The sequence below is a fragment of the Nonomuraea sp. NPDC003709 genome (assembly GCF_040610775.1).
Taxonomy (GTDB): Bacteria; Actinomycetota; Actinomycetes; order Streptosporangiales; family Streptosporangiaceae; genus Nonomuraea; species Nonomuraea angiospora_A.
This window is the reverse complement of record NZ_JBEXMW010000007.1, coordinates 20,418-46,793: the sequence shown is the minus strand read 5'-3', so window position 1 is coordinate 46,793 and position 26,376 is coordinate 20,418. Positions and strand designations below refer to the sequence as shown.

Genomic DNA, 26,376 nt, shown 5'->3' with positions numbered 1-26,376 from the left:
GGGCGGCGATTCGCTCGCCGACCGCCTCAAGGCTGTCCAGGATCTTTGCGATCGTGGAGAGCCCCTCGAAGCGGTCATGCGAGCCGTCGGCCCCGGCGGTCGCGACGCGGCGTACGACACCGAGGTGCTGAGCGGCCCACTCGGGTCCCGCATGGACCTCGCGGTCAAGCGCGGCGCGGCACGGCGGCGCGAGATGCTCGACCTCGTCCGGCCCTACCTCGCGGCCGTGGACGCGCGCGTCAAGCACGACCTGCCGGTCGCGCGGCGTGTCATATGTCACCTGATCGAGCACCGGCCCGACGAGGAACTCGTCGAGGGCGAGACGCTCGCCAAGGTCGTGACGGCCGCCGCCGAACCGTCCAAGCGCATCCGCAAGGGCCTGCGCTGGTACGCGGACCTGCCCTTCCGCGACGAGCTCTCACCCGACCTCTACCGGCTGCGGCGCGCCGACATGGTGCCGGTGACCCACATCGACGACATCGTCTGGGTCGACGGCAAGCTGCGCGTCACCGGGTTCGCGTACCTGGCGGGGCTCTCCGTCCGCAGCCGCAGGTTCAACTGGGCGACCGTGGTGCTGCGCGGGCCGCGCTGGCTGCCGCCCATCCGCATGCGCACGCGGCGCGTGCTCGCGCCCGAGGCCACCCATGGCGCGCGCGAGCCCGGCTGCAACTACGACTGGTCCGGGTTCAGCGCCGAGCTGAGCCCGTGGCCGCTGCGCTGGCGCGGCGCCGTACGCGATGTGGTGTCCGCCGTGCGGCGGCGGATGCGGCACCGCCCGTCCGTGCCCGACACGACCACCTGGCGGGCCGAGATCGTGTTCTGGAGCCGGGGCGCGCGGGCCACGGGCCTGCTGCGCGGCTCCTCGGTCGGCCGTCCCGAGCGTCCCACCGGGCTCAAGCTGAAGCCGGGCCTGTGGATCCGGCCGGTGTGGACGTCCGACCGGGCGCTGCAGATCGTGCTCCAGCCCAACCGGGCCGAGCTGAAGGGCGTGTCCGTCGAGGGCGAGCGCCTGGAGCTGAAGATCTCCCTGCCCGGCCGCACGGTGACCAAGGGTCACGCCCGCCTGGGCGGCCACCGCATCGCCGCCGACTTCACCCCGGCCGGCGACGGCACGGAGGTCACGGTGGGGCTGGCCGTGCCCACCCTGCTGCAGGAGAAGGACGGGCGGCGGCTCTGGGTCGAGCCCAAGGGCGATCCGGCGGCCTCCGTCATGCTCGCCGACCTCGTGGAGACCCGCACGCCCGTGGGCGACCGCGAGATCACCGTGCTCGGCGACCGCCGTGACCGCGTGGTCGTCTCCGCCCACCGCATCCGGCCGGTGATCACCTCGGCCGTCTGGGAGGGCTCCGCGCTCCTGCTGCGCGGCCACTATCCCGACGCCCCGGGCCCCCGCACGCTGACGCTGCGGCACCGCTCCGGGCTGTCCTATTGGCTTCCTATGGAGCGCTCCGGCGAGGAGTTCTCCGTACGCGTCGAGCCCTCGGCCATGGACCGCTTCGGCGAGCCCGTGCCGCTCGCCTCCGGCACCTGGAACATGTCGATCCGGCACCCGTCGGGCGAGATCGTGCCGTTGCGCATGGACCACGCGGCCCTGCCGGGGCTCGACGAGGAGCCGCGCACGCTCGACGGGCACACGTACCGGATGATCTCCACCCGGTTCGACGTGCCGGTCGTGACGGTCGAGGAGGCCCGGCCCGCCGACGAGCGGGGCGTGGCCGGCACCCACGTGCTGCGCCGCGTGTTCTACCCGGCCCAGCGCAGCGAGCCGCTGAACGACGCGACCGTCTACGTCGTCAACGACGGCCGCCTCTACGCCGACAGCGTCCGCGCCATCTACGAGGAGCGGCTGCGGCGGGGCGACGACCGCGAGCACATCTGGGTCGTCAAGGACGGCGCCTTCGTGCCGCCCGGCGGCGCGACCGTCATCCGCGCGGGCAGCCGCGAGCACCACGCCGCGCTGGCCAGGTCCCGCCACATCGTGACCAACTCGTTCCTGCCGGTCTGGTTCAGGGCCCGCGAGGACCAGGTCGTGCTGCAGACCTGGCACGGCACCCCGGCCAAGCACATCGGCAACGACCAGTCCCACATGGCGCGCGACCCGAGGCCGCCGATCTGGCACCGCCAGGCGGCGGAGGTGCGCGGCTGGGACCTGCTGCTGTCGCAGTCGCCGTGGGCCACGCCGGTGCTGCGCAAGGCGTTCGGCTACAAGGGCGAGATCCTGGAGAGCGGGCTGCCGCGCAACGACGTCCTCAACTCGCCCGACCGCGAGGCGCTGGCCGCCGCCGTGCGCGAGCGGCTGGGGCTCGTGGAGGGCAAGCGGGTGATCCTGTACGCGCCCACGTGGCGGGACTACGACCGCAAGAACGCCATGGTCAAGCTCGACCTCGCCAAGGCGCGCGAGGACCTCGGGGCCGATCACGAGATCCTGGTGCGGGCGCATCCGATGCAGGCGGTGCCGGCCGTCCCGGACATTGCCCACGACGTCACCACTTATCCCGATATTGCCGACTTGCTGTTGGTGGCGGATGTGCTGGTGACGGACTACTCGTCGGTCATGTTCGACTTCGTGTGCACCGGCCGGCCGATCGTGTTCTACGGCTACGACCTGGCCAAATACTCGACCAAGCGAGGGCTCTACCTGGACCTGGCCGAGCAGGCGCCGGGGCCGGTGCTGTCGACGTCGGCCGACGTGATCGAGGCCCTGCGCGACATCGACTCCGTGTCGGCGGCCCACGCCGACCGCTACGAAGCCTTCCGCGCCACCTTCGCCCCCCGCGACGACGGCAAGGCCACGGCGCGCGTCGTCGATCACCTCTTCTCCTAGTCGCCGCTTAACGGGCGGGTCGCTTCCCCGCCCGTCAAGCCCTTCGTTCTTTACGGCTGCGCCCGGTGGGCCGCACGCGCCGACGTCGGTGGCCGTCCGTCATGGCCGGTCGTGAAGGCTCCCGGGCTGCTCGCCGTGACGACGCGCATCCTTGACCGGCTCCATGGTCAAGGACGCGCCACTCCCCGCCCCCACCCACCCGCCCGGGGACCGTCCCCGTCAGCGCCCGTTCGCCGTACGACGTCCAGCCCCTTCAACGCGAGCTCTCCGTACGGCGCCTCACCCTGTCCTGGCCGTCCTGAGCGGTGGCGTTAGAAGAGGTTTGGGAGGTCGGGGAGGAGGAAGCGGCGGTTGGGGTCGTAGTCGGAGGTGAGGTCTTCGGTGCGGTGGAATCCGCCGTTCGGGAGGTTCTCCACCAGGAGGTAGAGAAGGGATGACATGGTGGTGCCGCAGACGATCTCGCCGTTCTCGATGAGCTTGCGGAGGCGCGAGGCGTGCACCCACTCCACCCGCTCCGCCTCGTACGGGTCCGACGGAGGGCCGATGCGGGTGGCCGAGTCGGCGCGGTAGATGTGGTGCAGGCTGTCGGTGAAGCCGTTGGTCGGCTGGATCGACAGCAGCGGGCGCAGGGGGCCGGGACGCCAGCCCGTCTCCTCCTCGACCTCGCGCGCGGCCGCCGCCTGAGGCATCTCGCCCTCGTCCACCTGGCCCAGCGGGATCTCCCAGCCCCACGTGTCGGTGATGAAGCGATGCCGCCAGATCAGCAGCACCCGGTCCTGGTCGTCGGTGACGACCGCCCCCGCGCCGGGTGCGATACGTATGAGCCGGTGGTCGAGGCGGCGCCCGTCGGGCAGCTCCACATCCGCCACCCGGATGTCCAGCCACGGGTCCGCGTACAGCGACCTCTCGGAGTGGACCTGCCACCGCATGCGATCAACCCCCACACCGAGGCGAAATGTTGACCCTACGTTACAAGCCGGAACGCTCCGTGGGCGAGGTTGTCGATCACTTCCGCAGTTCGATGTCGAGCGCCAGGGGCGACGTGTGGATGTCGTACGTACGGAAGCGCGTCCGCGCGATGAAGTCCTCGAACTCCGGCTTGGTGTACGCCCGCCGAGGCAGGAAGGACCGCAGGGCGAACTTCGTGAAGAGTCTGGACAGGCCGCTCATCCCCATCCGGGCCACGTCGGCGTCCACGGCCTCCTTGGACACGTCCCTGCGCAGATCGATGACGAGAGCGTGGCCGCCGGGCCGCAGCACCCGGTGCATCTCGTGGAGAGCCCCGACGGGGTCGGAGAAGTTCTTGAACGCGGCGCAGCAGACGACGAAGTCGAAGCTCCCGTCCTCGAACGGCATCGCGGAGGCGTTCCCGCGGCGGAAGTCCACCCGGACCCCGGACTCGGCGGCCTTCGCGCGGGCGATCTCGACGAACGTCTGGCTGATGTCGAGCCCCGTGACCGTGTAGTCGCCGGTCCCGGCCAGGGCGATCGACAGGTTGCCGGGCCCGGGGGCCACCTCTAACACCTCGCTGCCCGGCTCGGCCAGCTCGCGCACCCGTTCGACCTGGTCGGAGAACCGGTCGGGCGACCTGTCGTTGCTCGCGGCGTACCAGCGGGCGATCGCGCCCTCCATGCCGACGCCCTTGTATCCCTTGTCAGTCATAGAAACACGATATGTCGCGTCTGAGAGAAGTCAAGATATATCGCGGCAACGCCGTCGGCGAACATGAGGGCGGCGTGTCGCGCGAGAAAGTGGAGATTCGCCCCGATACGGTAGGCGGATCGCGTGGGGAGACCGGGCAAGTCGGCACGATCTGTCCCTGTGGTCTGGTGGAATCTAGTGCTGTGAGTGGTCAGACCTGGCGGTTGGTGCGACGCGGCAACAGTGGACCTGTTGCGCCCCCTGTGCTCGATGAGCACCAGCGTGCCGTGGTCGCCCACCGGAGCGGCCCGCTGCTCGTCCTCGCAGGTCCGGGCACCGGCAAGACCACCACGATAGTCGAGAGCATCGTCGACAGGATCGAGCGCCGCGGCGTCGACCCCGAGCGCGTGCTCATCCTCACCTTCAGCCGCAAGGCCGCCGAGGAGCTGCGCCAGCGGGTCACCGCCCGCCTGCGCCGCACCACCCGCACGCCGCTGGCCCTCACCTTCCACTCCTACGCGTACGCGCTCCTGCGCCGCGAGGCCGTGCTCGAGGGCAAGGCCCCGCCGCGCCTGCTGACCGGCCCCGAGCAGCTCCTGGAGATCCGGCGGCTGCTCCACGGCGAGCTGGAGAGCGGCGCGCTCGACTGGCCGGTGTCGCTGCGCGAGCCGCTCAAGACGCGGGGTTTCGCCGAGGAGCTGCGCGACTTCCTGTCCAGGGCCGGCGAGCGCGGGCTCGACCCCGAGCGGCTGATCGCCCTCGGCAGGCTGCACGGCAGGGGCGACTGGGCGGCGGCGGGCAGGTTCGCCGAGCGCTACCAGGACAGGTTCGACCTCGACCCGGAGGAGACCTACGACTACGCCGAGCTGATCGGGGCCGCCTCGGCGTTACTGGCCCGGCCGGAGGTGCGCGAGCGGGAGCGGGCGGCGCACGACGTGGTGTTCGTGGACGAATACCAGGACACCGACCCGGCACAGGAGTTCCTGCTGGCCCAGCTCGCCGGCGACGGGGCCGACCTGGTCGCCGTCGGCGACCCCGACCAGTCGATCTACGGCTTCAGGGGCGCCGACGTGCAGGGCATCATGAAGTTCCCCGAGCGGTTCAAGACCAGGGACGGCCGCGAGGCGCCGGTGCTGGCGCTGCGGGTGTGCCGCAGGAGCGGGGCCGACCTGCTGGAGGCCTCCCGCCGGTTGGCGGCCAGGCTGCCGGTGGCGCCCATGCCCGACCACACGTACGGGCACGAGCACGACCACCGCGACCTGGCGCCGCTGCCCGACGCGGACGCCGGCGACGCGCGGGTGCTGCTGGCCGACAGCACCAGCCAGGAGGCGGCGATCGTGGCCGACACGCTGCGGCGCGCGCACCTGATCGACGGGGTGCCGTGGCACCGGATGGCGGTGCTGGTCCGCTCGGCCAAGCGCCAGGTGCCGCTGCTGCGCCGGGCGCTGGTCAACGCGGGCGTGCCGACGATGATCGCGGGCGACGAGGTGCCGATCGCGCAGGAGCCCGGCGTGCGGCCGCTGCTCACCATGCTCCGCGTGGCCATGGACCCCGCCCAGCTCGACGAGGGCGTGGCCGAGGAGCTGCTGACGGGGCCGCTCGGCGGCACGGACATGATCGGCGTACGCCGCCTCCGCCGCGCACTCAAGATCGCCGAGAACGAGGCGGAGGGCACGCGCTCGTCCGGCGAGCTGCTGGTCGCGGCCGTGCAGGACGTCAGGGAGCTCATCCGCGTCGAAGATCACGTCGCCGTCCCCGCCGAGCGCGTGGCCAAGCTCCTTGCCGCCGCCCGCCAGGCCGCGCAGGAGGAGGGGACGGCGGAGGACCTCCTGTGGGCCGTCTGGCACGCCAGCGGCCTGGCCGGGCGCTGGACCGAGCAGAGCCTGCAGGGCGGCCCCAGGGGCGCGCAGGCCGACCGCGATCTCGACGCCGTGGTGGCCCTGTTCGACCACGCGGCCCGGTTCGTGGACCGGATGCCCAAGGCGGGCCCCGAGGTGTTCATCGACGATCTGGCCGCCCAGGAGATCCCCGGCGACACGCTGGCCGACCGGGCCCCCGACGGCGACGCCGTACGCGTGCTGACCGCCCACCGCTCCAAGGGCCTCGAATGGGACGTCGTGGTCGTCGCGGGCGTGCAGGAGGGCGTCTGGCCGGACCTGCGGCTGCGCGGGTCGCTGCTCGGCGTGGAAGACCTCGTCGAGGTGGTCGAGGGCACCAAGCCCAACGCCGCCTCGCTGGTCTCCAAGCTGCTGGCCGAGGAGCGCAGGCTGTTCTACGTGGCCGCCACCAGGGCCAGGCGCAGGCTGGTGGTGACCGCGGTGGGCGGCGAGGACACCGACGAGCGCCCGTCCAGGTTCCTGTCGGAGCTGATGCCGGGAGCGGTGGAGTCGGCCACGGTGGACGACCGGGCCCGCTGGCTGAACATGTCCGCCCTGGTGGCCGACCTGCGCAGCGCGGTGACCGACCCCACCAAGCCCAGGAAGATGCGGCAGAAGGCGGCCAGGCAGCTCGCCCGCCTCGCCGCCGCGGGCGTCCAGGGGGCCCACCCCAACGACTGGTACGCCCTCACGCCCATCTCCGACGACCGCCCGCTGAGCTGGCCCGACGACGTCGTCAGCATCTCGCCCTCGGCGGTCGAGAGCTTCACCAAGTGCGGCCTGCGCTGGCTGCTGGAGACGGCCGTCGGCGCCGCGGGCACCAGCACCGCCCAGGGCCTGGGCAACATCATCCACGCACTGGCCGTCCTGGCGGCCACCGACCTGCCCAGCGAGGACCTCCTGGGCGACCGCCTCAACCAGGTCTGGGACGACCTCGACTTCGGCGGCGTCTGGTACAACCGCAAGCAGCGCCAGGTCGCCGAGCAGATGATCGGCAAGTTCCTGCGCTGGCACAAGGAAAATCCGCGCGAGCTGGTGGCCATGGAGGAGGCGTTCACGGCGATGGTCACCGAGGGTGTCCAGATCAAGGGCCGCGTCGACCGGGTCGAGCGCGACTCCGACAACCGCGCCGTGATCATCGACCTCAAGACCGGTGGCTCCAAGCCCAAGGCCGGCGACCTCGACCGCCACCCCCAGCTCGGCGTCTACCAGCTCGCCGCGCTGCTCGGGGCCTTCGCGCGCCACGGCATGACCGAGCCGGGCGGTGCCGCGCTCGTCCAGGTCGGCAAGGCGGCGGGCAAGAATGACGCGCTGGAGCAGGCGCAGCCCCCGCTGGCCGACGACAAGGACCCGGGCTGGGCCGCGGACCTGGTCGACACGGTGGCGACCGGCATGTCGGGCCCGTTCTTCCAGGCCAAGGTCAACGACGGCTGCCGCACGTGCGCGGCCAGGGCGAGCTGCCCGGTCAACGACAACGGGGGCCAGGTGTGCTGACCCCCGCCGAACTCGCCGGCAAGCTCGGCATCCTGCCCCCCACCCGTGAGCAGGCCACGGTCATCGAGTCCCCGCTGGAGCCCATGGTCGTCATGGCCGGCGCGGGCTCGGGCAAGAGCGAGACCATGGCCGGGCGCGTGGTCTGGCTGGTCGCCAACGGCCTGGTCAAACCGGAAAACGTGCTGGGCCTGACCTTCACCCGCAAGGCCGCCGCCGAGCTGGCCAACCGGGTCAGGGAGCGGCTGAACGGCCTGGCCGAGGCGGGCCTCGTGGAGCCGGGCGCGCTCGACAACGAGCCGACCGTGTCCACCTACCACGCCTACGCCGCCCGCCTGGTCACCGACCACGCCCTGCGCGAAGGGCTGGAGCCCACCATGCGCCTGGTCACGCCGGCAGTGTCGTGGCAGCTCGCGTCGCGGGTGGTGGCGATGTACGACGGGCCGATGGACCGGATCGAGCTGGGCCCGCCGTCGGTCACCGCCGCGGTGCTGGAGCTGGCCGGCGAGCTGTCGGAGCACCTGCGCTCGGCCGGCGACGTGCGGCGGATGGGGGAGTGGCTGCGGGGCAGGCTCGACCTCCTGCCCGGCAGGACGACCGTGGCCCAGCGCAAGCCGCTCGTCGTCCAGTCCGCCAGGGAGCAGCTGCTGCCGATGGTGGAGGCGTACGAACGGCTCAAGCGCGGCCGGGAGGTCATCGACTACGGCGACCAGATGTCGCTGGCCGCCAGGATCGCCGCCAACCACAAGGAGGTCGGCGAGATCGAGCGAGGCCGCTACTCCGTGGTCCTGCTCGACGAATACCAGGACACCAGCCACGCCCAGCTCGTCCTGCTGCGCTCCCTTTACGGCGGCGGCCATCCGGTCACCGCCGTTGGCGACCCCTGCCAGTCCATCTACGGCTGGCGCGGCGCCTCCGCGGGCAACCTGCGCCGCTTCCCCCAGGACTTCCGCGACAGCTCCGGCGACGCCGCCGAGGTCCGCCAGCTCAGCGTCAGCTTCCGCAACGGCGACCGGGTGCTCGACGTCGCCGCCCGCGTCCAGCTCCCGCTGCGCATGGAGGCCCGCGAGGTGCCGGTCCTGGTCCCGGGCCCCAACCGGGTCGACCGCGGCCGGGTCACCTGCGCCTTCCACGAGACGGCAGAGGACGAGGCGAAGTGGGTCGCCGACGGCATCGCCAGGATCCTCGGCACGGAGACGGCGCCCGACGGCCTGCCCTGGGGCGAGAAGGAGCGCAAGAAGACGCTCGCCGTGCAGCCCCAGGACGTCGCGATCCTGGCGCGCAAGCGCTCGCAGTTCCCCGCGCTGCGCAGGGCGCTGGAGGAGCGCGACATCCCGGTCGAGGTGGTCGGTCTCGGCGGCCTGCTGACCGTGCCCGAGGTGACCGACATCGTGGCCACCCTGCGCGTCCTGTACGACGCGACGGCCGGCGACGCGCTGGCCAGGCTGCTGGCCGGGCCCCGCTGGCGGATCGGGCCCGCCGACCTGCGGGTGCTGGGCGAGCACGCCAGGCTGCTGGCCCGCGAGCTGAGCGAGAGCGGCCGCGAGGAGGACCCGCTCGACCAGGTGGTGGCCGATCTGGCCGAGGAGCGCGGGAGCCTGGTGGACGCGCTGGACGAGCTGCCCGACCGGGAGGAGTGGCTGGAGGCGTTCTCGCCGCTGGCCCGCACCAGGCTGGTGGCGCTCGCCCAGGAGCTGCGCCGGCTCAGGGCGCACACCGCGCAGCCGCTGCCCGACCTGATCAGCGAGGTCGAGCGCACGATCGGCCTCGACGTCGAGGTGGCCGCGCGCAGCGGCACGACGAGCACGTTCGCGGCGCGGGCCGACCTCGACGCGTTCCTCGACGCCGCGTCCAGGTTCGCGGGCGACGCGGAAGACCCGACGCTGGGCGCCTTCCTGGCCTACCTCCAGGCGGCGGAGAGCGAGGAGTTCGGGCTGGAGGCGGGCCGGGTCGGCGACAGCAACAGCGTCAAGCTCATGACCGTGCACGCCTCCAAGGGTTTGGAGTGGCCGATCGTGGTCGTGCCGGGCCTGTCGCAGCTCGTCAGCTCGAAGGGGACGATCGCGACGGGCAGCATCTTCCCCGCCACGCCGGTCATGAACAGCCGCTGGACCGAAAACCCGCGCAAGCTCCCCTACCCGCTCCGCGGCGACGCCGCCGACCTGCCGAGGCTGAGCGGGCTGAGCAAGGAGGAGTTGGGCGCGTTCGACGAGCACTGCCGCGAGCGCGACCTGATGGAGGAGCGCAGGCTGGCGTACGTGGCCGTGACCCGCGCCCATTACCACCTGATCGCCTCCGGCTACCGCTGGGGGAGCGCCACCAAGCCGCTGGAGCCGTCCGACTTCCTGCTGGAGATCCGCGACACCGCCGACCGCGTCTCGGTCTGGGCCGGCGACCTGGCCGACGGCGCCACCAACCCGCTGCTCGCCGAGCCCGCCGAGGCCATCTGGCCGGTCACGCCCGAGGGCCTGCGCTACGAGTCCGTGCTCGACGGCGCCCGCCTGGTCGAGGACGCCCTGGCCGGGGCGCTCGCCGACGACGAGGAGGACGACGAGCAGCTGCGGGCGTTCGAGGAGGAGCGGCTGCGGGCCTGGGAGCGCGACACCGACCTGCTGCTGCGCGAGCGGGAGCTGCACCGGCGCCGGCCCGCCACGATCGTCGAGCTGCCGGTCAAGCTGACCGTGTCGTCGCTGGTCACGCTGGCCGGCGACCCGCGCGAGCTGGCCCGCAGGATCCGCCGCCCCGTCCCGGTCAAGCCTGCGCCGCTGGCGCGCCGGGGCACGTCGTTCCACAAGTGGCTGGAGACGCGGTGGGACCAGCAGCGGCTGATCGACGATCTGGAGCTGTACGACGAGGAGCTCGAAGAGGCGGATGTGCGCCTCGCCGAGCTGCAGGAGCGGTTCGAGCAGAGCGAGTGGGCCGATCGTCGGCCGGTCGATCTGGAGGTGCCGTTCGAGACCATGATCGCCGACCGGCTCGTGCGCGGGCGGATGGACGCGGTCTTCGAGCTGCCCGACGGCGGCTACGAGGTCGTCGACTGGAAGACCGGCGAGCCGCCCAGGGGGAAGAAGGCCACCCGGGTGGCGGCGGTGCAGCTCGCGGCGTACCGGCTGGCCTGGTCGCACCTGGCGGGGGTGCCGCTGGAGAAGGTGCGGGCGGCCTTCCACTTCGTACGCGCCAACCGCACCGTGCGCCCGGTCGACCTGCTCGACGCCGACGGCCTGGTCGCGCTCATCGAGGGGGTCAGGCTCGTAGATGGTGGAAAGCCGGCTTCGGATGCATGAGGAAGTCGTGGTGGGAGATGTTCCAGGCGTAGGCGCCGGCCATCTCGAAGACCACGGTGTCCCCGACCCGAGCCGAGGTCACGATTTTTCGGGAAAAAACGTCCTTTGGGGTGCATAGCTGGCCGACGAACGTGATCGGCTCGTCCGCCAGGCCCGGCCCCTTGCCCGTGGGCAGGATCGTGAACGGCTGGTCGTGGCCCTTGGTCGCCGGCGTCCGCAGGTGGTGGGTGCCGCCCAGCAGGATCGCGTACGCCTCGCCGCGCACCCGCTTCACGTCCACGACCCTGGTCACGTAGGAGCCGCAGTACGCCGTCAGCGCCCGGCCGGGCTCGATCCGCAGGCGTTTCCCGCCCCGGACGGCCGCGAGGCCCGCCCCGTACGCCGCCCAGTCGAACCTGGACTCCGGCGCCGCGTACGACACCGCCATGCCGCCGCCCAGGTTGACCTCCTCGTGGCCGTTGTCCAGCAGGGCCTTGGCGAGGGTCAGGAGCTGAGGGGCGTCCAGGCCGCTGGCCAGGTGGGTGTGCAGGCCGCGCAGGCGTACCCGCTCGGTGAACAGCGGCAGGCACTCCGCCACGCCCTGCTCGTCCATGCCGAACGGCCCGCTCATCGTGAGCGCGGCGCCCTCGACCGGCAGGTCGGGGTTGAGCCTGAGCAGCACGTCGGCCTCCAGGCCGGTGGCGAGGAGGCGGCGCAGCTCGTTCGGGGACTCGACGTGGATGCGGTGGTGCGGCAGGCGCAGCTCGGCGTCGGTCTTGCCGGGGCCCCCGAGCGCGACCGGCTTGCCCGGGAACAGCGTCGTGACGTGCGCGTGCTCGCCCGCCGACGACGCCTCGAACCCGTCCACGTGCCCGGCCAGCACGCGCAGCAGCTCGGCGTCCGGATTGGCCTTGACGGCGTAGTAGAGCTCGACCCCGCCGAGCGCCCGCCGTACGGAGGCGGCGTGCTCGTCCAGCGCGGGCAGGTCGTACAGGTAGGCGGGGGCCGCACCGAGGCGCAGCGCGGCGTCCTGGACGCGGTCGGTGATCATGCGAGCGGGTTCGCGATCGGGACGTAACCGGCGGCGCGGTCGGCCGCCCGCGCCCAGCGGACGCCCAGGTTCGCCTTGGCGGGCAGTGGCGCGCCGGCCAGCAGGTCCGACAGGGGCAGCGGCCGGCCGAGCTCGTCCGCCTGGCCGGCGAGCAGGTCGCGGGCGATCCGCCACAGCTCGCGCAGCAGCCCGTCGTCCAATCCCGCGACGGTGGCGGCGATCTCGGTGAGGTGGTTGACGAGCAGGCAGTACACCACGCGGGCCCAGCCGCGCTCGGCGTCGTAGGTGAGGGCCGCGGCCACCTTGGGGTGCAGGCCGGCGAGGTCGTGGCGGCCGGCGACGAGCTTGGTGCCCTCCAGGTCACGGAAGACGGCCTCCGCGGGGAGCCCGTCCGCGTCCAGGCCGACCAGGACGTTCTGCAGGTGGGGCTCCAGAACGACGCCGTACGCGAAATACAGCTCCAGGACGGGCAGCGCGACCGCCGCCACGTACGCCCGCCACCAGGCGAGCGGGTCCTTGACCGGCGCGCCGAGGGCGAGCGCGGCGGCCAGCACCGGGGTCACGCCGGGGGAGCAGGCGGCCCAGGGGCTCTGCCGGACGATCACGCCCAGGCCCTCGTGGAGCCGGGTGCCGAGGGCCGCGGAGCGGTAGCCGGGCTCGGGGAGCCAGCGGGTGGCGGGGTGCCTGTTGGCGACCTCCTTGAGGATCGGGCCCAGGCGGGAGGTGAGCTCCACGGCGCCGGCCAGCTCGTACCAGGCGTTCTTGCGCACGCAGTTCGTGATCCGGACGTCCAGGGAGAACTTCAGGCACGCCTCCGCCCCGGGCGCGTACACGGTCCGCACGGACGAGGTCGGCAGGACCACCGGCCCCGGTCCCAGGTCGATCAGCTCGGCCCCGAACGCGGGCCTCAGCAGCTCCACCTGCCACGGGTGCGCCGGAAGCAGCCGGTAGCCGCGCGGTGCCTCGCCCATCGTGTCGAGCACCGACGCGTCGCCGCCCTCGGCCAGCACGTCCTCGCGCACGCCGAGCAGCCGGACGGGGAACTCGGCGTGCGCCTCGGGCGCGTAGCGCAGCCAGCCGTCCCCGCCGCGCGCCTTGGGGCTGGGGTGGAAGGGATGGCCGAACACCAGCGACTGCTCCGAGGCCAGCCACGGATCGGCGGGCGGGACGGCGTCCTCCCGCGCGCGCAGGATCATGGCCACCGCCTCGCGGCTGGCCGCCACCTGCTCGGCGAACTCGCCGTTCGCCCCGTGGAGGTCGGACTCGACCATCCGTACCAGCTCGCCGGTCGTCAGCGGCTGCCAGGCGCCCTCCTCCAGGCGCTCAGGCCGGCCGTCGAAGCGCAGCGCCGCACCGCCGTGGGTGCGGACCCGCAGCAGCGTGCCCGCCACCCGCAGCAGCAGGTACGGCGGCGCGGGCCAGACCAGACCGCGCGGCCCGGCCACCTCCCGCACGCAGCAGCGCAGCAGGGCCGCCAGCGTCGCCTCCTCGGCTGTTTCCTCAGCCGGCGCAGAGGGTGCGTCGAGGGCCGGAGCGTGCATTCAAGCTCTCCTCAGGTAGTTGGGCCCGCTGGTGCCGTAGAACTTGTTGACGTCGCGGGCGCCGGAGCGTTCCTTCGCGACGAGCGTCCCAGCGGTGATCATGGACTTGCCGGTGAGCCTGGCCGCGTCCAGAGTCCTGGCGCGCAGGATCCTGGCCATGGGGTCCGCGCCGTACTCGTCGAGGGCCTCGGCCAGCGTGCCGCGCAGCAGCGCCACGGCCTCGGCGTGCGGCATCGCCCCGAACGCCACGGCGGCGGCGGCCAGATGCAGTGTGATGGTCACGAACACGTCGGCCAGCGCGTGCGGGTCGTCGTTCAGCATCCGCTCGTCGGCGAACGCGGGCACGTCGATCCCGGCCGCCCGCAGCCTCGCGGGTGAGGCCAGCAGCCCGTCGTTGTCCTTGACGAGCAGCCGCGTCCGGTCGCCTTGGAAGACGAGGGCGAGGTTCTGCTGGTGGGCTTCGAGGGCGACGCCGTAGCGCACGAAGAGCCGTACGTTCCAGCGCAGCAGCAGCCGCAGGTAGGCGGGGACGACGTCGCCCACCTCGTCGAGCACCCCGGGCGCGCCCAGCGCGGCCACCGGCACGATCTTGCCCTCGGGCAGCCGCCTGACCATCCAGGCCAGGTACTCGTGCCCGGCGTGCGCGTGGACCTGCTCGTCGGCCGGCACCACGTCCGGGCCGGCCAGCTCCCGGAGCAGCAGCTCGGCCTTCGCCCCGTCGCCGAGCGTGCCCGGCTTGATCGACCGCCTGTTCCGGGCGCCCAGGGTGCTGATGGGGAGGGGCAGCTTGAGATGGGTACGGGGGTCGATCTCGACGGTCCGCATGGACAGGGTGGGCCGCACGGTCAACCGCGTCTCGTCGAGCAGCCGTACCCCGTCGATCTTCCGCACCTCGCCGACTGTCAGCGGGTGGACGGGGAACAGCACCTCGTCCGGCCCCACCTCCCACCCGCCCGCGTCGGCGGGGAAACGCTCGGCGGAGCCCGGCGCGAGCGCCCGGCGGGGCACGGCAGCCCACCGTAGCTCGAACGAGGGCGCGAACTCCGGCGCGTACGCCAGCAACTCCTCCTCCGACAGCCCCACCCGCGCCCGGGACGTCGGATAGACGGGATGGTCCACGAAGGCGGCCAGCGCCTCATAGGACGGCCCTCGCGCGAGCACCTCGCCGGCATGGGAGTCGTGCAGCTCCAGAGCGGTCAGCGCCGCCAGGCACTCCTCGAAGAAGGCCGCGACCCCCTCCGAGTCCGCCGGGTCCGCCACCTCGACCAGCGTCTCCAGCACCTGCTCCAGCCCGAGCCGCTCCTCCGAGGCCACCACGAAGTCCTGGAACAGCGCGCCGGGCTCCAGGCGCACCCACCGGCCGTCCGCCAGAAGCAGCCCCGCGCCGTCCTTGGTGCGGCTGATCCGGGAGGACAGCCCGCCGTAGTCCTCGCGCAGCAACGCGTTCAGGACCCGGGCGGCCAGATAGGCCTCCCGATCGCTCATTCGACCACCCACGGCCGCGCGGCCCGGTAGGCCTCGACTGCCGCGTCCACGGCGGCCCGGGAGGGCCCGACGGCACGTACGACGCCCAGATAGTCCCGGTTCGTGTGAGTGAGCGAGATGACGTCCCCGACGGCCCGCAGCGGCCGGTGCCACAGCCGGACGTCCCCTTCGACGAAGGTCTCGGCCCCGGGGGCGTCCTTGACGGTCCCGGCCCGGTCGGCGACGAGGCTGACCGCACTCCCGTACGACGAAATTTCCGGAATGTCGGGCACGGCCTCCCCGAGATGCACCCGCAGGATCCACTCGAACAGCGGCACCCCGAGCACATCGCCGAGCAGGAAGTCGCAATGGTCGCCGATCACCCGGTAGTTCACCTCGACGATCCGGGGCCCTCGCGGAGTGACCACGTACTCGGTGTGGCACGCCCCGAACCCGACCCCCAGCGCCCGCAGCGCCGCCAGCACGTGCTCGTGCGTCCCGTCCCGCGGCGCCCAGTCGAGCCGTTCCTCGATGAAGTACGGCAGCGCCCCCAGCGTCGTCTCGAACCCGCCGAGCACCCGCGTCCCGGACGCGTCCCCCAGCGTCTCCAGCGTCCGCAGCGGCCCTTCCAGGTACTCCTCGACGACCAGCGTCTCGCCCGGCCGCCGCTTCCTGACCAGGGCCACCGCGCCGGCCAGGTCGCGTTCGACGAGCATGACGTCCTCACTGGCCACGCCCTCTCGCGGTTTCAGCACGACCGGGTAGGGGAGGCGCTCGGGCACCGGATCGCCGGGGGCGAGCCGGATTGACCACACCTGCTCGACCCCGGCCTCGAGGAGCCTGCGACGCGTCAGGAACTTGTTCTTGGCGGCCACGCAGGCCCGCCAGTCCTTCCCGGGCAGCCCGAAGTAGGCCGCCGCGAGCGCCGTCTCCGCCTGCAGGTGGTCCGAGTTGGTGAAGATCGCGTCCGGCCTGCCGAGGCTCTCGACGGCGTCGATGAGGGCCCGCGGGTCGCGCACGTCGCACGCCACCGCGTACGGATGCCGCTCCGGCCGATCCGTCAGGACCGTGACCTCCAGCCCCAGCGCCTCGGCCGCGGGCAGGAAGCCGTCCGTCACGGAATCGGTTGTTTTGAGCGCGGTCAGGTAGAGCCGCAACGCGAAGGCACCCCCGAAGGATCAGGTAAGGCTAACCTAACTCGTCGATCTTAGCCCGAGAGAGATCACCCCGGGGCCCGGATACCGTAATCGCCGGCTAACTGCGAGGTCATAGGATGACAGGGGATTTCGGGAGGGGACGGCCTGTGGAGACGACCGCGGAAGAGCAACTCATCGGGCCTCTGCTTCTGGCACGCGGCACCATCGACAGATCCTCGGCGCTGCGGGCCAACGAGCAGTGGCTGGAGCAGGCGTGGACCGATCCGTCGACCAGGGTGCTGGTGATCGACGACGGTCACACGCTGGTGCGGCGGTCGGGAGACGCGGTGCAGGCGGTGCTCTACGCGCCGGCCGACGCGCCGCCGGGCGAGCGCTACCTGCTCGGGGTCGAGGACGGTGTCGCCTACTTCGCGGTGGCGGCGCCGCTGCCCAGCGGCCCCGGAGGCGACGTCAACGGGCGTGTGACGGTGCCCATGAGCCTGCGCGACACGCCCGAGGGCGAGGCGGTGGCGGCCGGGCTGCGCCAGGTCGGGGGCCTGCTCGGCGACCGCGACGCCGGCCTGCTGGTCTACGCCGTGGCGCTGGAGGCCTGGCACACGACCCACGAATACTGTCCGCGCTGCGGCACCCGCACCGACGTGCGGGCCGGCGGGCACATCCGCGTCTGCCCGCAGGACGGCAGCCAGCACTTCCCCCGCGTCGACCCCGCGGTGATCATGCTGGTCCGCGACGAGGACGACCGCTGCCTGCTCGCCCGCGGCCCGCAGTGGCCGGAGGGGCGGCTGTCGATCCTGGCGGGGTTCGTGGAGCCGGGGGAGTCGCTGGAGCACGCCGTCGCCCGTGAGGTGGCGGAGGAGGTCGGCGTCACCGTCGTCCGCCCGCGCTATCTCGGCAGCCAGCCCTGGCCGTTCCCGCGCAGCCTCATGCTGGGCTTCTTCGCCGAGGCGATCTCGACCGAGCTCACGCCGGACGCCGAGGAGATCGCCGAGGCCCGCTGGTTCTCGCGCGAGGAGCTGGCGCGAGCGCTGGAGTCCGGCGAGCTGCGCCTGCCCCCGCCGGTGTCGATCGCCCGCCGCCTGATCGAGACCTGGTACGGCGGCGAGCTGACCGGCGACTGGTGATCAGGCTGCCCCGAGCAGGGCCTTGACCTCGAGAGCTGAAGGGTTCGTACGCACGACGCGGCCGTCGGGGGTGTCGATCACCACGGTCGGCACCACCTGGTTGCCGTTGTTGACGCTCATCACGAACTCGGCCGCCGACGGGTCGCGCTCGATGTCGATGTCCTTGAAGCTGATGCCCTCGCGGGTGAGCTGGGACTTGAGCCGCTTGCAGGGGCCGCACCAGGTGGTGCTGTAGACGGTGAGCGCCATGTCGGGAGATCCCTCCGGAGATCGGGAAAATAGGCGCTCCTTGCAACAACCGGACTGTGCAAGTTCATTCCTGAGGCGGGGGTGTCCCGCCTCGGGCGCTCAGCCGATGCGCTCGGCGATCCAGGCCTGCACCTGCTCGGCCACCCCGGGCTCGCGATAGAGCGGGTTGCTGTGGTTGATGCCCGGCTGGGTGATCACCGTCACGGGCACGCCGACCTGCCCCAGCATCGTCTTGAGCACCTGGCTCTGCAGCGGCGGCACGAACTCGTCCTTGGAGTGCACGGTCAGCATCGGCGCGTCCTTGCGGCTGGCGTGCCAGGCCACCTCCATGCTGGCCCAGACCCGCGAGCACTTGCCCTTGGGCGCGCAGCCCCCGGCCAGGCGGATGGCGGCCGTACGGAGCTTGCGCTTGTTGGGGTCGTCGGACTTCTCGCCGTCGGAGTAGGCGCGCAGCGGCGAGATGATCGGCGACAGGCCCACGACGCCCTTGAGGCCGGAGATGCCGTCGCCGTACGTGCCCACGGCCGCCGCGATGTGGCCGCCGGCGGAGAAGCCCACCACCACGTAGTTGCTCGGGTCGAACGCCCACCGCTCGGCGTGCTTGCGGGCCAGCGCGATGGCGGCCAGCGCGTCCGAGCGCTGCGCGGGCCACACCGCGTCGCCGGAGAGCCGGTAGTTGAGGTTGAAGACCGTGTAGCCCAGCTCGGCGTACTGGCGGACGATCTCCTTCATGTAGCGCTTGTCGCCGCCTGACCACCAGCCGCCGTGGATCAGGAACACACCGGGGCGCTGCTGGCCGTCGGGCGTCCACCAGACGTCCATGGCTTGACGTGCCTGGGGGCCGTACGAGACGGTCTCGGAGGCGAAGTCGCCGAGCCCGTACTGGTCGACCACGTCGGTGGGGCCGGGCGTCGGCTCCTTGTTGGCGCTGGCGGCCACGGGTGTGAGCACGACGGCAGCGAGCGCGAGCACGCCCGCGAAAACCGCAGTTCGCACGGCCTTCCTTTCCCCCATGCAGATGGTCGGACCCATTGTGAGGGAAGAGACCGGTTCTTTGCATCTGGTGGCTATGAACATACGTCGGCCCGCATGTTGCCAGATTAAAGAGGCTGTCCGCTACACCTGCGAGGATGTACGGGTGAACAATATGGATGACGTCCTGGCCGGTCTCGACCCCGAGCAGCGCGCGGTGGCCGAGGCGGTGCGCGGTCCGGTGTGTGTGCTGGCCGGCGCGGGCACCGGCAAGACCAGGGCGATCACCCATCGCATCGCGCACGCGGTCCGCAGCGGGGTGGTAGACGCGCAGAGCGTGCTCGCTGTGACGTTCACCACTCGGGCGGCGGGGGAGCTGCGCCAGCGGCTGCGCGCGCTCGGGGCGCCCGGCGTGCAGGCCCGCACGTTCCACGCGGCGGCGCTGCGGCAGCTCACCTACTTCTGGCCGAGGGTCATCGGCGGCGCGGCGCCCTCGGTGATCGAATCCAAGCTCCCGGTGCTGGCGGAGGCCTGCCGCCAGGTCCGGAAAACTCCGGACCGGTCCGAGCTGCGGGACATCGCGGCCGAGCTCGAATGGGCCAAGGTCACCCAGATCGGGCCGGAGGACTACGTGACGGCCGCGGCGAAATACCACCGCACGCCCCCGGTCCCGCCGGAGGAGGTCGCTCGCCTTTATGAGGCGTACGAGCAGATCCGGCGCGAACGCCACCTGGTCGACTTCGAGACCATCCTCGAGCTGACCGCCGCCGTGATGACCGAGCACAAGGAGGTCGCGGGGCAGATCCGCCAGCAGTACCGCTACTTCGTGGTGGACGAGTACCAGGACGTCAACCCGCTGCAGAAGCTCCTGCTCGACACCTGGCTCGGGGGCCGCGACGACCTCTGCGTGGTCGGCGACCCCAACCAGACGATTTACTCCTTCACCGGCGCCACCCCGCGCTACCTGACGGGCTTCGCGGTCGAGCACCCCGACGCCGCCGTCATCAAGCTGGTGCGCGACTACCGCTCGACCCCGCAGGTGGTCGAGCTGGCCAACCGGCTGATCGTCAGATCCCCGCACCGGCTCGACCTGGTGGCCCAGCGCCCCGACGGCCCCAAGCCGTCGATCTCCGACTACGACGACGAGCCCGCCGAGGCAGCGGGGGCGGCCCGCGCGATCAGGAAGCTGCTGGACAAGGGCGTGCCCTCGCGGGAGATCGCGATCCTGTTCCGCGTCAACTCGCAGTCGGAGGCGTACGAGGAGGCCCTGTCCAAGGCCGAGATCCCGTACGTGCTGCGCGGCGCCGAGCGCTTCTTCGACCGCCCGGAGGTCCGGCAGGCGGTCGTCCTCCTACGCGGCGCGGCCCGCGCCTATGCCGGGGAGCCGCTGGCCGCCGAGGTCCACCACATCCTGACCGGCATCGGCCTGACCCCGTCCCCGCCGGGCGGCGGCAAGGCCAGGGAGAAGTGGGAGTCCCTGAAGGCGCTGGCGGACCTGGCGGAGGACATGGCGGCCGAGGGCGCCGACCTGCCCGCGTTCGTGGCCGAGCTGGAGCGCCGGGCCTCCGAGCAGCACGCCCCGCCCGTGGAGGGCGTCACCCTGGCCTCGCTCCACGCCGCCAAGGGCCTGGAGTGGGACGCCGTCTTCCTGGTCGGCCTGACCGACGGCATGCTCCCGATCATCTACGCCGAGTCCCCTGAGCAGATCGAGGAGGAGCGCCGCCTCCTCTACGTGGGTGTCACCCGCGCCCGGGAGCACCTCTCCCTCTCCTGGGCCGGCGCCCGCGCCCCCGGCGCCCGCAGGACCCGCCGTCCCTCCCGTTTCCTCGACGGTCTCGGCTCCCGCGCCTCCTCCGCGTCCCCGCCCCGCGTCTCGACCGCCCCCCGCGAACGGCGTGCGGTGGCGGCGCCGGTGAGCTGCCGGGTGTGCGCGAAGACGCTGGTGGCGGCCGCCGAGCAGAAGCTGGGGCGGTGCTCCACGTGCCCGGCGGACTACGACGAGGCCCTCCTCGAACGCCTGAAGGCCTGGCGCACCGCCACCGCCAAGGAGGCCAAGGTCCCGCCGTACGTCGTCTTCACGGACGTGACCCTCCAGGCCATCGCGGAGCGCGCGCCTTCCACGGAGCAGGAGCTGCTGTCGATAGCGGGCATCGGCAAGATCAAGGTGGACCGGTACGGCGAGGCCGTCCTGTCTCTCTGTCGCGCCGACTGACAGCCCCGCTTTAGTCCCATATAAGGGGCACGTCAGACTTGTCCCCAACACCCGAGAGCCCAAGGGGGACGGACACGTGAACGAGGCGCTGAAGGAGCTGCTGGATCTGCTCGACCTGGAGCAGATCGAGCTCGACATCTTCCGGGGACGGAGCCCGGAGGAACGCATCCAGCGCGTCTTCGGTGGTCAGGTGGCGGCCCAGGCCCTCGTGGCAGCCGGCCGTACGGTGCCGAAGGATCGTCACGTCCACTCTCTGCACGCCTACTTCATCCGCCCGGGCGACCCCTCCATCCCGATCATCTACAACGTCGACCGCCTCCGCGACGGCCGTTCGTTCACCACCCGCAGGATCGTCGCCGTCCAGCACGGCAAGGCGATCTTCACGATGTCGGCGTCGTTCCACATCGCCGAGGAGGGCGTGACGCATCAGGCGTCCGTCATGCCGCAGGTGCCCGACCCCGAGACGCTTCCCGCGTTCCGGGAGCGGATGGTCGAGGCGGTCGGCGACCACCCCGAGCTCCGCGAGTGGTTCTCGCGCCCCCGCCCGGTGGACGCCAGGTACGTCTCGCCGCTCACCTGGGAGGCGTTCAAGAACCCCGACCTGCGCAGCGCCGAGACCAACGTGTGGTTCCGCTACCACGCCGACCTGCCGGACGACCCGCTCCTGCACGTGGTGCTGGCCGCGTACGCGTCCGACTTCACGCTGGTCGACACGATCCTGCTGACCCACGGCATGGCCTGGGGCGCCTCCAACGTCTCCGGCGCCTCGCTGGACCACGCCATGTGGTTCCACCGCCCCTTCAGGGCCGACGACTGGTTGCTCTATGCTCAGGAATCCCCCTGGTCGGGGGGAGCTCGGGGACTCGCACGCGGCGAGATGTTCACTGCCTCGGGCGAGCTCGTGGTCTCGGTCGTCCAAGAGGCCATGATCCGCCTGACGAAATAGTGCCGACACGCCGCGTGCAATAGGCCGCCAGGCGCGGTCAATGTAACAAAATCGCAGGTAGAAAATATGTTGCCCCTTCCCGGGTTCCCGGTTTAGGGTCATGGTCAAGCGAGTCGGACACTACTGTTCCGACGATCCAGAGAGTGGAGGTGAGTCACCGTGATCAGCATCCAGATGCCAGCCACGCAATGGCTCGCTTCCGCATGCCGTAACTCGGTGAGACTCGTCGATGGTCCCACCAAGCTGCGGCAGGAGAAGTCTGCCCGTAGCCAGGCTGCCGCCTACGGCGCGCGCGCCCACTTCGGCGCTGCCACGCCAGCTGCTCCCGTCTACACCGCACGTATCGAACTGCCGGCTTACCAGCTCACCAATGGTGGACTGTGGGGTCCGCAACCCTGGAGGGATACACCGGTCATAACCTGACCGGCGTATACAGCCCCCAGGCCGCGGATCCTGCAGACGGATCCGCGGCCTTACTTATTTGTCCGTGATTCCCGACCACCTACGAGGTGTCCGACCAAGATCAAAAAGATCTGACAAAAGGAGAAAGCAGATGGGGGCGAAGACGATCATGGACCTGATCGACGAAGCCAAGATCCCCTGCCGTACCGACCCTGACCTGTGGTTCGCCGAGTCGCCGGAGGACGTCGAGTTCGCCAAGGCTCTCTGCGGCGGCTGCCCGATCCAGAAGGCCTGCCTGGCCCGCGCGCTCGAGCGCGAGGAGCCGTGGGGCGTCTGGGGCGGCGAACTCATCCTCAGGGGAGCGATCGTTCCCCGTAAGCGTCCGCGCGGGCGTCCCCGCAAGCACCCGGTCGCTGCCTGAACACCGCACCTTCAACCAGAAAGCGAACAAACCAATGAGCACTCAGATCACGAGGAGCCGAGCAGTGCCGGATCTCATCCATGACCTGGTGAATGACCGAATACAAACCCTCCACCGCGAGGCGGAGGAGCAACGCCTCATCGCGCGCGTCACCCGTGTGCAGCGTGCGCGGCGCAAGGTCCAGCGGGCGAACGACCGCCTCCGCGAAGCCCTGAGCCGCCAGGTCTGACCGGGGAGATCCTGCCGCCGGCGCAGGATCTCCCCGCAGATCCCTTTTCAGAGAGCCGGGCGCCCGAAGCGCCCGGCTCTCCGCGTATAGCTACGCCCCCGAACCTCGCCGCCCAGGCCCCGGGCCCCGCACTGTGGGCCCCGCACCCCGGGCCCTAGACCCTGGACCCTGGACCCCGGACCCTAGACCCTGGACCCTGGACCCGGACCCCGGACCCCGGACCCCGGACCCCCGCACCCTGGACCCCGCAGGCCGCGCCCGCAGTGCGGGGCCCGTCGGACGCCGTCGCCTTCGGGCGTCGCATCCCCGGAGCCGCCACCGGTGATCGCTCAGGCCGTCGGCCGGACACCCGTCGTCCGTGACGGATGCGCGACGAACTCCTCCTCCGCCCGCCACAGCCGGGCCGCCATCCAGGCGACCCCGATCGCCGCCACCACGAGCCCGGCCAGGTACACCGGCACCGGCACCACGTTCCGCAACGACCCCGGAACCATCCCCACCGCATAGAGCACCACCCCGACCGCAGGCATGGCCCCGCTCCTGATCGCCGCCACGCTGAAGGTCAGCACCCCCGCCAACAGCACGGCCGACGTGACGAGGAATGCCCGCCCCGTGCTCCCCGCCAGCAGTTCGCTGACCGTGCCCCCGCCGAGGTAGGGGAAGACGAAGTGCAGGATGTACTCGATGGCGAACGCCCCGGCCAGCCCGGCCGAGTTGAGCACGTACCCGATGAGTCCGAGACCGCCTGCCGTACCCCGAACGATCAGGTAGATGCCGGTGATCGCGAGGAGACCCGTCAGCGCCCCGAACGGCGCGATGGCGTGCGTGAAGGCCGTCTCAGGCAGCAGCCCGGCGCGCCGGGCCGAGTTCACCACGAGCAGGACGGCGCACACGAACCCGGCCGCCGCCGTGACCCGGTAGACACCCATCTCTGGAGCCCTTTCTCTCGGTGATATCAAGCGATAACGATCGTTATGATGCGCGTTATCGCCGGATATGGTGAGAGCGTGCCGAGAGACGTAAGCACCCCGAAAGAACTCGGCGCGCTGCGCCAGGGCCTGCTCGACGCGGCCATGCGTGTTCTCCGCGAACAGGGCGCCCTCCACCTCACCCTCCGCCGTGTCGCGGACGTCGCGGGCACCTCCACCATGGGCATCTACACCTGCTTCGGCAGCCGCTCCGGCCTCTTGGAAGCGATCTACGAGTACGGCTTCAGCCTCCTCCACGACGCCATGACCTCGTCACTGAACGGCCACGCCGACCCGCTGGCCCGGATCATGGCGGTGGCACGCGGCTACCGGGAGTTCGCGCTGGGGGATCCCGCTCTCTATGCGCTGATGTTCGAGCGCCCGCTTCCCGACTTCGACCCGTCACCCCAGCGCCGGAACGACGCCCTCAAGCTCACCTTCGACCTCCTCACCCAAGCCACCTCGGCCGCGGCCCAGGCCGGGCTCATCCAGTCGAACGACCCGATACGTGCGGCATACCTGGTGTGGACCACGATCCACGGCATCGTCAGCATCGAGCTGACCTGCTCACTCCGCAGCCCGCTACCGGGCTGGTTCCTGAACTCGCGCGAGGAAGGCGAGCGCGTACTCACCGAAGGCGTCCACGCCCTCCTCGCGGGCCTCACCTGAACAACCCCCGGCACCGACTCCAACCGGCCGGTCAAGACTCAGACCGCCACAGCCAAGAAATCCACAGCGGGCTGACGTGCAGTCGGTAGTCGCGGCTATTCCGTGGGCCGGCGTGCCTGTCTTACTTCCCGGTCGACTGCCCAGGCGTCCGCCACCGTGCCCAGGTGCCCGAGCTTGTCGGGGTTGATCACCGCGCGGATCGTCTGGATCTGCCCGTCGAGTACGTCGAGTGTCAGGGTGTGGAGCACCTTGCCGTCCCGGTCGCGGAAGATCGCCCCCGGCTGGCCGTTGACCTCGTGAGGCTCGCCCGTCACGCCGATCAGAGCCATCCGAGGGAAGGCGGAGGCGAGCAGCCGGGCCACGTTCTGGGCGCCGATGACGGCCCTGGCCAGCTGCGGGGCCTTTCCGCCGCCGTCGCCGACCATCGACACGTCGGCAGCCAGCAGGTTCTGCAGGCCGACGACGTCGCCTTCGCGGAGGGCGTCGAAGAACCGCGACGCGAGCTCGTCCCGCTCTTTGCGGTCCGCCTCGAAGCGGGGCCGGCCTGCGGCCATATGGCGCCGCGCCCGTACCGCGAGCTGGCGGCACGCCGCCTCCGAGCGCCCCACGGCCGACGCGACCTCGGGAAAGCCGAAGTCGAACACCTCCCGCAGCACGAAGACCGCCCGCTCAAGCGGGGACAGCCGCTCCAGCAGCAGCAAGGCCGCCATCGACAACGAGTCGGCCAGCTCCGCCGACCGTTCCGGGTCCTGGTACGGGTCGGCGAGCAGCGGCTCGGGAAGCCACGGCCCGACGTACTCCTCCCGCCGGACGCGGGCCGAGCGCAGCACGTCGATGGAGATCCGGGTCACCGTGGCCGACAGGAACGCCTTGGTCGACCTGGGCTCGGTCGGGGTGGCCTCGAAGCGCAGCCAGGTCTCCTGAACCGCGTCCTCGGCCTCGCTCACGCTGCCCAGAATCCGGTAGGCGAGCGAGAACAACAGCGGCCGCAGCTCCTGAAATTCCTCGGCCCTGCTCATGCCAACTCCTCCTTGAAACCCTGCCGCCACGAGGGGCAGCGCAACTGCCGATGGCCGAGCTCCCGTTTGGCCTAGCCGTCGGACAAGCCGCGCCCCTCGCCCATCATCGTCACCACCACCTGCCCGCCCAGCAGCCGGGTCGGCCATACGGGCACCCACTTCGGCCACTTCGCTCCCGCGCGCTCCGCCAGATGGGGCAGCTCCGCTCCCGCCTGCCACGAACACTCGCATGATCATCTCCCTCCGTGAACGACCACCGGCCCCTCTGCGGACCGGGGTCAGAAGATCGGAAACTGTGCGTCGTCGCCTGTCAGCCGGTGAAGGCCCCAGGACCGAAGCGGCCCCACGCGACGAACGCCGCAACCGCGAGATAGATCAGATTCAGCACCACGAACGCGGCTTCCCCACGTCGGCCGTGGGTGATCACCGCGCCGACCATCAGCAGGATCCAGCACACCGCGGTCACCGCCACCAGAACCGGCGCGATGCCGAGCACGGCGGGCACGATCAAGCCCACCGCGGCCAGGAGCTCAAGGACCCCCAGGGTCCTGACGAAGCCGGCACTGGCGTCCGCGGTCCATCCCCCACCACGGAGCACAGCCAGCTTCTCCCTGGGCACGAACGTCTTGCTGATCCCGCCGCTCACCGCCACCACGGCCAGCAGCCCGGCAGCGATCCACAACGCGAGGTTCATCGTCCACTCCTTGACAGAGAATTGCCTGCACCCCCTAGACGAGACAGCAACCCCCGCCAGTGACATCGCGTGCTTACGGCCATCTCGGGAACGTCCTCACCCCGCCGGCACGCTGATACCCGCTACCAGCCCGCAAAGGGCTCCCGATCGTGAGGACGCTCACAC

Annotated in this window: 21 protein-coding genes; 10 read left to right on the top strand and 11 right to left on the bottom strand. The window is 71.5% G+C overall.

Annotated features, from left to right (window positions below):
- Window positions 1-76 precede the first annotated feature (76 nt).
- Window positions 77-2,824, top strand: coding sequence for a CDP-glycerol glycerophosphotransferase family protein (locus tag ABZX61_RS22025; RefSeq protein WP_355197131.1), 2,748 nt, complete (start codon window positions 77-79; stop codon window positions 2,822-2,824).
- Window positions 2,825-3,135: 311 nt separating this feature from the next.
- On the opposite strand, the gene ABZX61_RS22020 is transcribed toward ABZX61_RS22025, so the two are convergent.
- Window positions 3,136-3,753 carry an NUDIX domain-containing protein gene (locus ABZX61_RS22020; protein WP_355197129.1) on the bottom strand — a complete coding sequence of 206 codons (618 nt, stop codon included), beginning with the start codon at window positions 3,751-3,753 and terminating at the stop codon, window positions 3,136-3,138.
- A gap of 76 nt (window positions 3,754-3,829) precedes the next feature.
- The gene (locus ABZX61_RS22015; protein WP_350725409.1) at window positions 3,830-4,486 is read right to left on the bottom strand and encodes a class I SAM-dependent methyltransferase; all 657 of its coding nucleotides are present in this window, start codon (window positions 4,484-4,486) and stop codon (window positions 3,830-3,832) included.
- A gap of 242 nt (window positions 4,487-4,728) precedes the next feature.
- Between ABZX61_RS22015 and ABZX61_RS22010 the strand changes: the two genes are divergently transcribed.
- Both ABZX61_RS22010 and ABZX61_RS22005 read left to right on the top strand, forming a co-directional pair.
- Window positions 4,729-7,836, top strand: a complete 3,108-nt coding sequence (locus tag ABZX61_RS22010; RefSeq protein WP_355197127.1) for an ATP-dependent DNA helicase — start codon at window positions 4,729-4,731, stop codon at window positions 7,834-7,836.
- Window positions 7,830-11,117 (top strand): ATP-dependent DNA helicase, encoded by a 3,288-nt coding sequence (locus ABZX61_RS22005; RefSeq protein ID WP_355197125.1) that lies wholly within the window; start codon window positions 7,830-7,832, stop codon window positions 11,115-11,117. The genes ABZX61_RS22010 and ABZX61_RS22005 overlap by 7 nt, the downstream gene beginning before the upstream one ends.
- Here the strand turns inward: ABZX61_RS22005 and ABZX61_RS22000 are convergent.
- From ABZX61_RS22000 to ABZX61_RS21985, 4 genes are read right to left on the bottom strand one after another with little or no spacing between them, the layout of a single operon-like run.
- Window positions 11,077-12,147 (bottom strand): type III PLP-dependent enzyme, encoded by a 1,071-nt coding sequence (locus ABZX61_RS22000; protein ID WP_355197123.1) that lies wholly within the window; start codon window positions 12,145-12,147, stop codon window positions 11,077-11,079. The genes ABZX61_RS22005 and ABZX61_RS22000 overlap by 41 nt on opposite strands.
- Window positions 12,144-13,688: an IucA/IucC family protein gene (locus ABZX61_RS21995; RefSeq protein WP_355197121.1), complete on the bottom strand. Its 1,545-nt coding sequence runs from the start codon at window positions 13,686-13,688 to the stop codon at window positions 12,144-12,146. Before ABZX61_RS21995 ends, ABZX61_RS22000 begins: the two co-directional genes overlap by 4 nt.
- Window positions 13,689-15,173 carry an IucA/IucC family protein gene (locus ABZX61_RS21990; RefSeq protein ID WP_355197119.1) on the bottom strand — a complete coding sequence of 495 codons (1,485 nt, stop codon included), beginning with the start codon at window positions 15,171-15,173 and terminating at the stop codon, window positions 13,689-13,691. It lies immediately after the preceding gene.
- Window positions 15,170-16,309 carry a siderophore biosynthesis protein gene (locus ABZX61_RS21985; protein ID WP_355197117.1) on the bottom strand — a complete coding sequence of 380 codons (1,140 nt, stop codon included), beginning with the start codon at window positions 16,307-16,309 and terminating at the stop codon, window positions 15,170-15,172. Before ABZX61_RS21985 ends, ABZX61_RS21990 begins: the two co-directional genes overlap by 4 nt.
- A 146-nt stretch (window positions 16,310-16,455) precedes the next feature.
- Here ABZX61_RS21985 and nudC point away from each other — a divergent pair, with 146 nt between their 5' ends.
- Window positions 16,456-17,430, top strand: coding sequence for an NAD(+) diphosphatase (gene nudC, locus ABZX61_RS21980; protein ID WP_350725396.1), 975 nt, complete (start codon window positions 16,456-16,458; stop codon window positions 17,428-17,430).
- Here nudC and ABZX61_RS21975 read toward each other — a convergent pair whose 3' ends face one another.
- Window positions 17,431-17,679, bottom strand: a complete 249-nt coding sequence (locus ABZX61_RS21975; protein WP_185068413.1) for a mycoredoxin — start codon at window positions 17,677-17,679, stop codon at window positions 17,431-17,433.
- A gap of 99 nt (window positions 17,680-17,778) precedes the next feature.
- The gene (locus tag ABZX61_RS21970; protein WP_350725394.1) at window positions 17,779-18,675 is read right to left on the bottom strand and encodes an alpha/beta hydrolase; all 897 of its coding nucleotides are present in this window, start codon (window positions 18,673-18,675) and stop codon (window positions 17,779-17,781) included.
- 151 nt (window positions 18,676-18,826) lie between these two features.
- Between ABZX61_RS21970 and ABZX61_RS21965 the strand changes: the two genes are divergently transcribed.
- From ABZX61_RS21965 to ABZX61_RS21945, 5 genes are all read left to right on the top strand, one after another.
- The gene (locus ABZX61_RS21965; protein WP_350726191.1) at window positions 18,827-20,863 is read left to right on the top strand and encodes an ATP-dependent DNA helicase UvrD2; all 2,037 of its coding nucleotides are present in this window, start codon (window positions 18,827-18,829) and stop codon (window positions 20,861-20,863) included.
- A 76-nt stretch (window positions 20,864-20,939) separates the two neighbouring features.
- A complete protein-coding gene (gene tesB, locus ABZX61_RS21960; RefSeq protein WP_355197114.1) occupies window positions 20,940-21,809 on the top strand; it encodes an acyl-CoA thioesterase II in 870 nt (289 codons plus the stop codon).
- A gap of 159 nt (window positions 21,810-21,968) precedes the next feature.
- Window positions 21,969-22,232: a hypothetical protein gene (locus tag ABZX61_RS21955; RefSeq protein WP_355197112.1), complete on the top strand. Its 264-nt coding sequence runs from the start codon at window positions 21,969-21,971 to the stop codon at window positions 22,230-22,232.
- Window positions 22,233-22,362: 130 nt separating this feature from the next.
- Window positions 22,363-22,632, top strand: coding sequence for a WhiB family transcriptional regulator (locus tag ABZX61_RS21950; RefSeq protein WP_350725390.1), 270 nt, complete (start codon window positions 22,363-22,365; stop codon window positions 22,630-22,632).
- 64 nt (window positions 22,633-22,696) lie between these two features.
- Window positions 22,697-22,861, top strand: a complete 165-nt coding sequence (locus ABZX61_RS21945; RefSeq protein WP_350725388.1) for a hypothetical protein — start codon at window positions 22,697-22,699, stop codon at window positions 22,859-22,861.
- Between the two features lie 329 nt (window positions 22,862-23,190).
- Here ABZX61_RS21945 and ABZX61_RS21940 read toward each other — a convergent pair whose 3' ends face one another.
- Window positions 23,191-23,790 (bottom strand): hypothetical protein, encoded by a 600-nt coding sequence (locus tag ABZX61_RS21940; protein WP_350725386.1) that lies wholly within the window; start codon window positions 23,788-23,790, stop codon window positions 23,191-23,193.
- A gap of 78 nt (window positions 23,791-23,868) precedes the next feature.
- On the opposite strand from ABZX61_RS21940, the gene ABZX61_RS21935 reads away from it, so the two are divergent.
- Window positions 23,869-24,498 carry a TetR/AcrR family transcriptional regulator gene (locus ABZX61_RS21935; RefSeq protein WP_355197109.1) on the top strand — a complete coding sequence of 210 codons (630 nt, stop codon included), beginning with the start codon at window positions 23,869-23,871 and terminating at the stop codon, window positions 24,496-24,498.
- A 95-nt stretch (window positions 24,499-24,593) separates the two neighbouring features.
- On the opposite strand, the gene ABZX61_RS21930 is transcribed toward ABZX61_RS21935, so the two are convergent.
- Complete coding sequence (locus tag ABZX61_RS21930; RefSeq protein ID WP_355197107.1) at window positions 24,594-25,517, bottom strand: RNA polymerase sigma-70 factor; 924 nt, start codon at window positions 25,515-25,517, stop codon at window positions 24,594-24,596.
- Between the two features lie 310 nt (window positions 25,518-25,827).
- A complete protein-coding gene (locus tag ABZX61_RS21925; RefSeq protein ID WP_355197105.1) occupies window positions 25,828-26,211 on the bottom strand; it encodes a DoxX family protein in 384 nt (127 codons plus the stop codon).
- Window positions 26,212-26,376 lie beyond the last annotated feature (165 nt).

Coding starts and splice junctions, on each gene's coding strand:
- ABZX61_RS21925 (WP_355197105.1), bottom strand. CDS start 26,211: ATGAACCTCGCGTTGTGGATCGCTGCCGGGCTGCTGGCCGTGGTGGCG.
- ABZX61_RS21975 (WP_185068413.1), bottom strand. CDS start 17,679: ATGGCGCTCACCGTCTACAGCACCACCTGGTGCGGCCCCTGCAAGCGG.
- ABZX61_RS21995 (WP_355197121.1), bottom strand. CDS start 13,688: ATGCACGCTCCGGCCCTCGACGCACCCTCTGCGCCGGCTGAGGAAACA.
- ABZX61_RS21950 (WP_350725390.1), top strand. CDS start 22,363: ATGGGGGCGAAGACGATCATGGACCTGATCGACGAAGCCAAGATCCCC.
- ABZX61_RS21930 (WP_355197107.1), bottom strand. CDS start 25,517: ATGAGCAGGGCCGAGGAATTTCAGGAGCTGCGGCCGCTGTTGTTCTCG.
- ABZX61_RS22015 (WP_350725409.1), bottom strand. CDS start 4,486: ATGACTGACAAGGGATACAAGGGCGTCGGCATGGAGGGCGCGATCGCC.
- ABZX61_RS22000 (WP_355197123.1), bottom strand. CDS start 12,147: ATGATCACCGACCGCGTCCAGGACGCCGCGCTGCGCCTCGGTGCGGCC.
- ABZX61_RS22025 (WP_355197131.1), top strand. CDS start 77: ATGCGAGCCGTCGGCCCCGGCGGTCGCGACGCGGCGTACGACACCGAG.
- ABZX61_RS21965 (WP_350726191.1), top strand. CDS start 18,827: ATGGATGACGTCCTGGCCGGTCTCGACCCCGAGCAGCGCGCGGTGGCC.
- ABZX61_RS22020 (WP_355197129.1), bottom strand. CDS start 3,753: ATGCGGTGGCAGGTCCACTCCGAGAGGTCGCTGTACGCGGACCCGTGG.
- ABZX61_RS21990 (WP_355197119.1), bottom strand. CDS start 15,173: ATGAGCGATCGGGAGGCCTATCTGGCCGCCCGGGTCCTGAACGCGTTG.
- ABZX61_RS21940 (WP_350725386.1), bottom strand. CDS start 23,790: ATGGGTGTCTACCGGGTCACGGCGGCGGCCGGGTTCGTGTGCGCCGTC.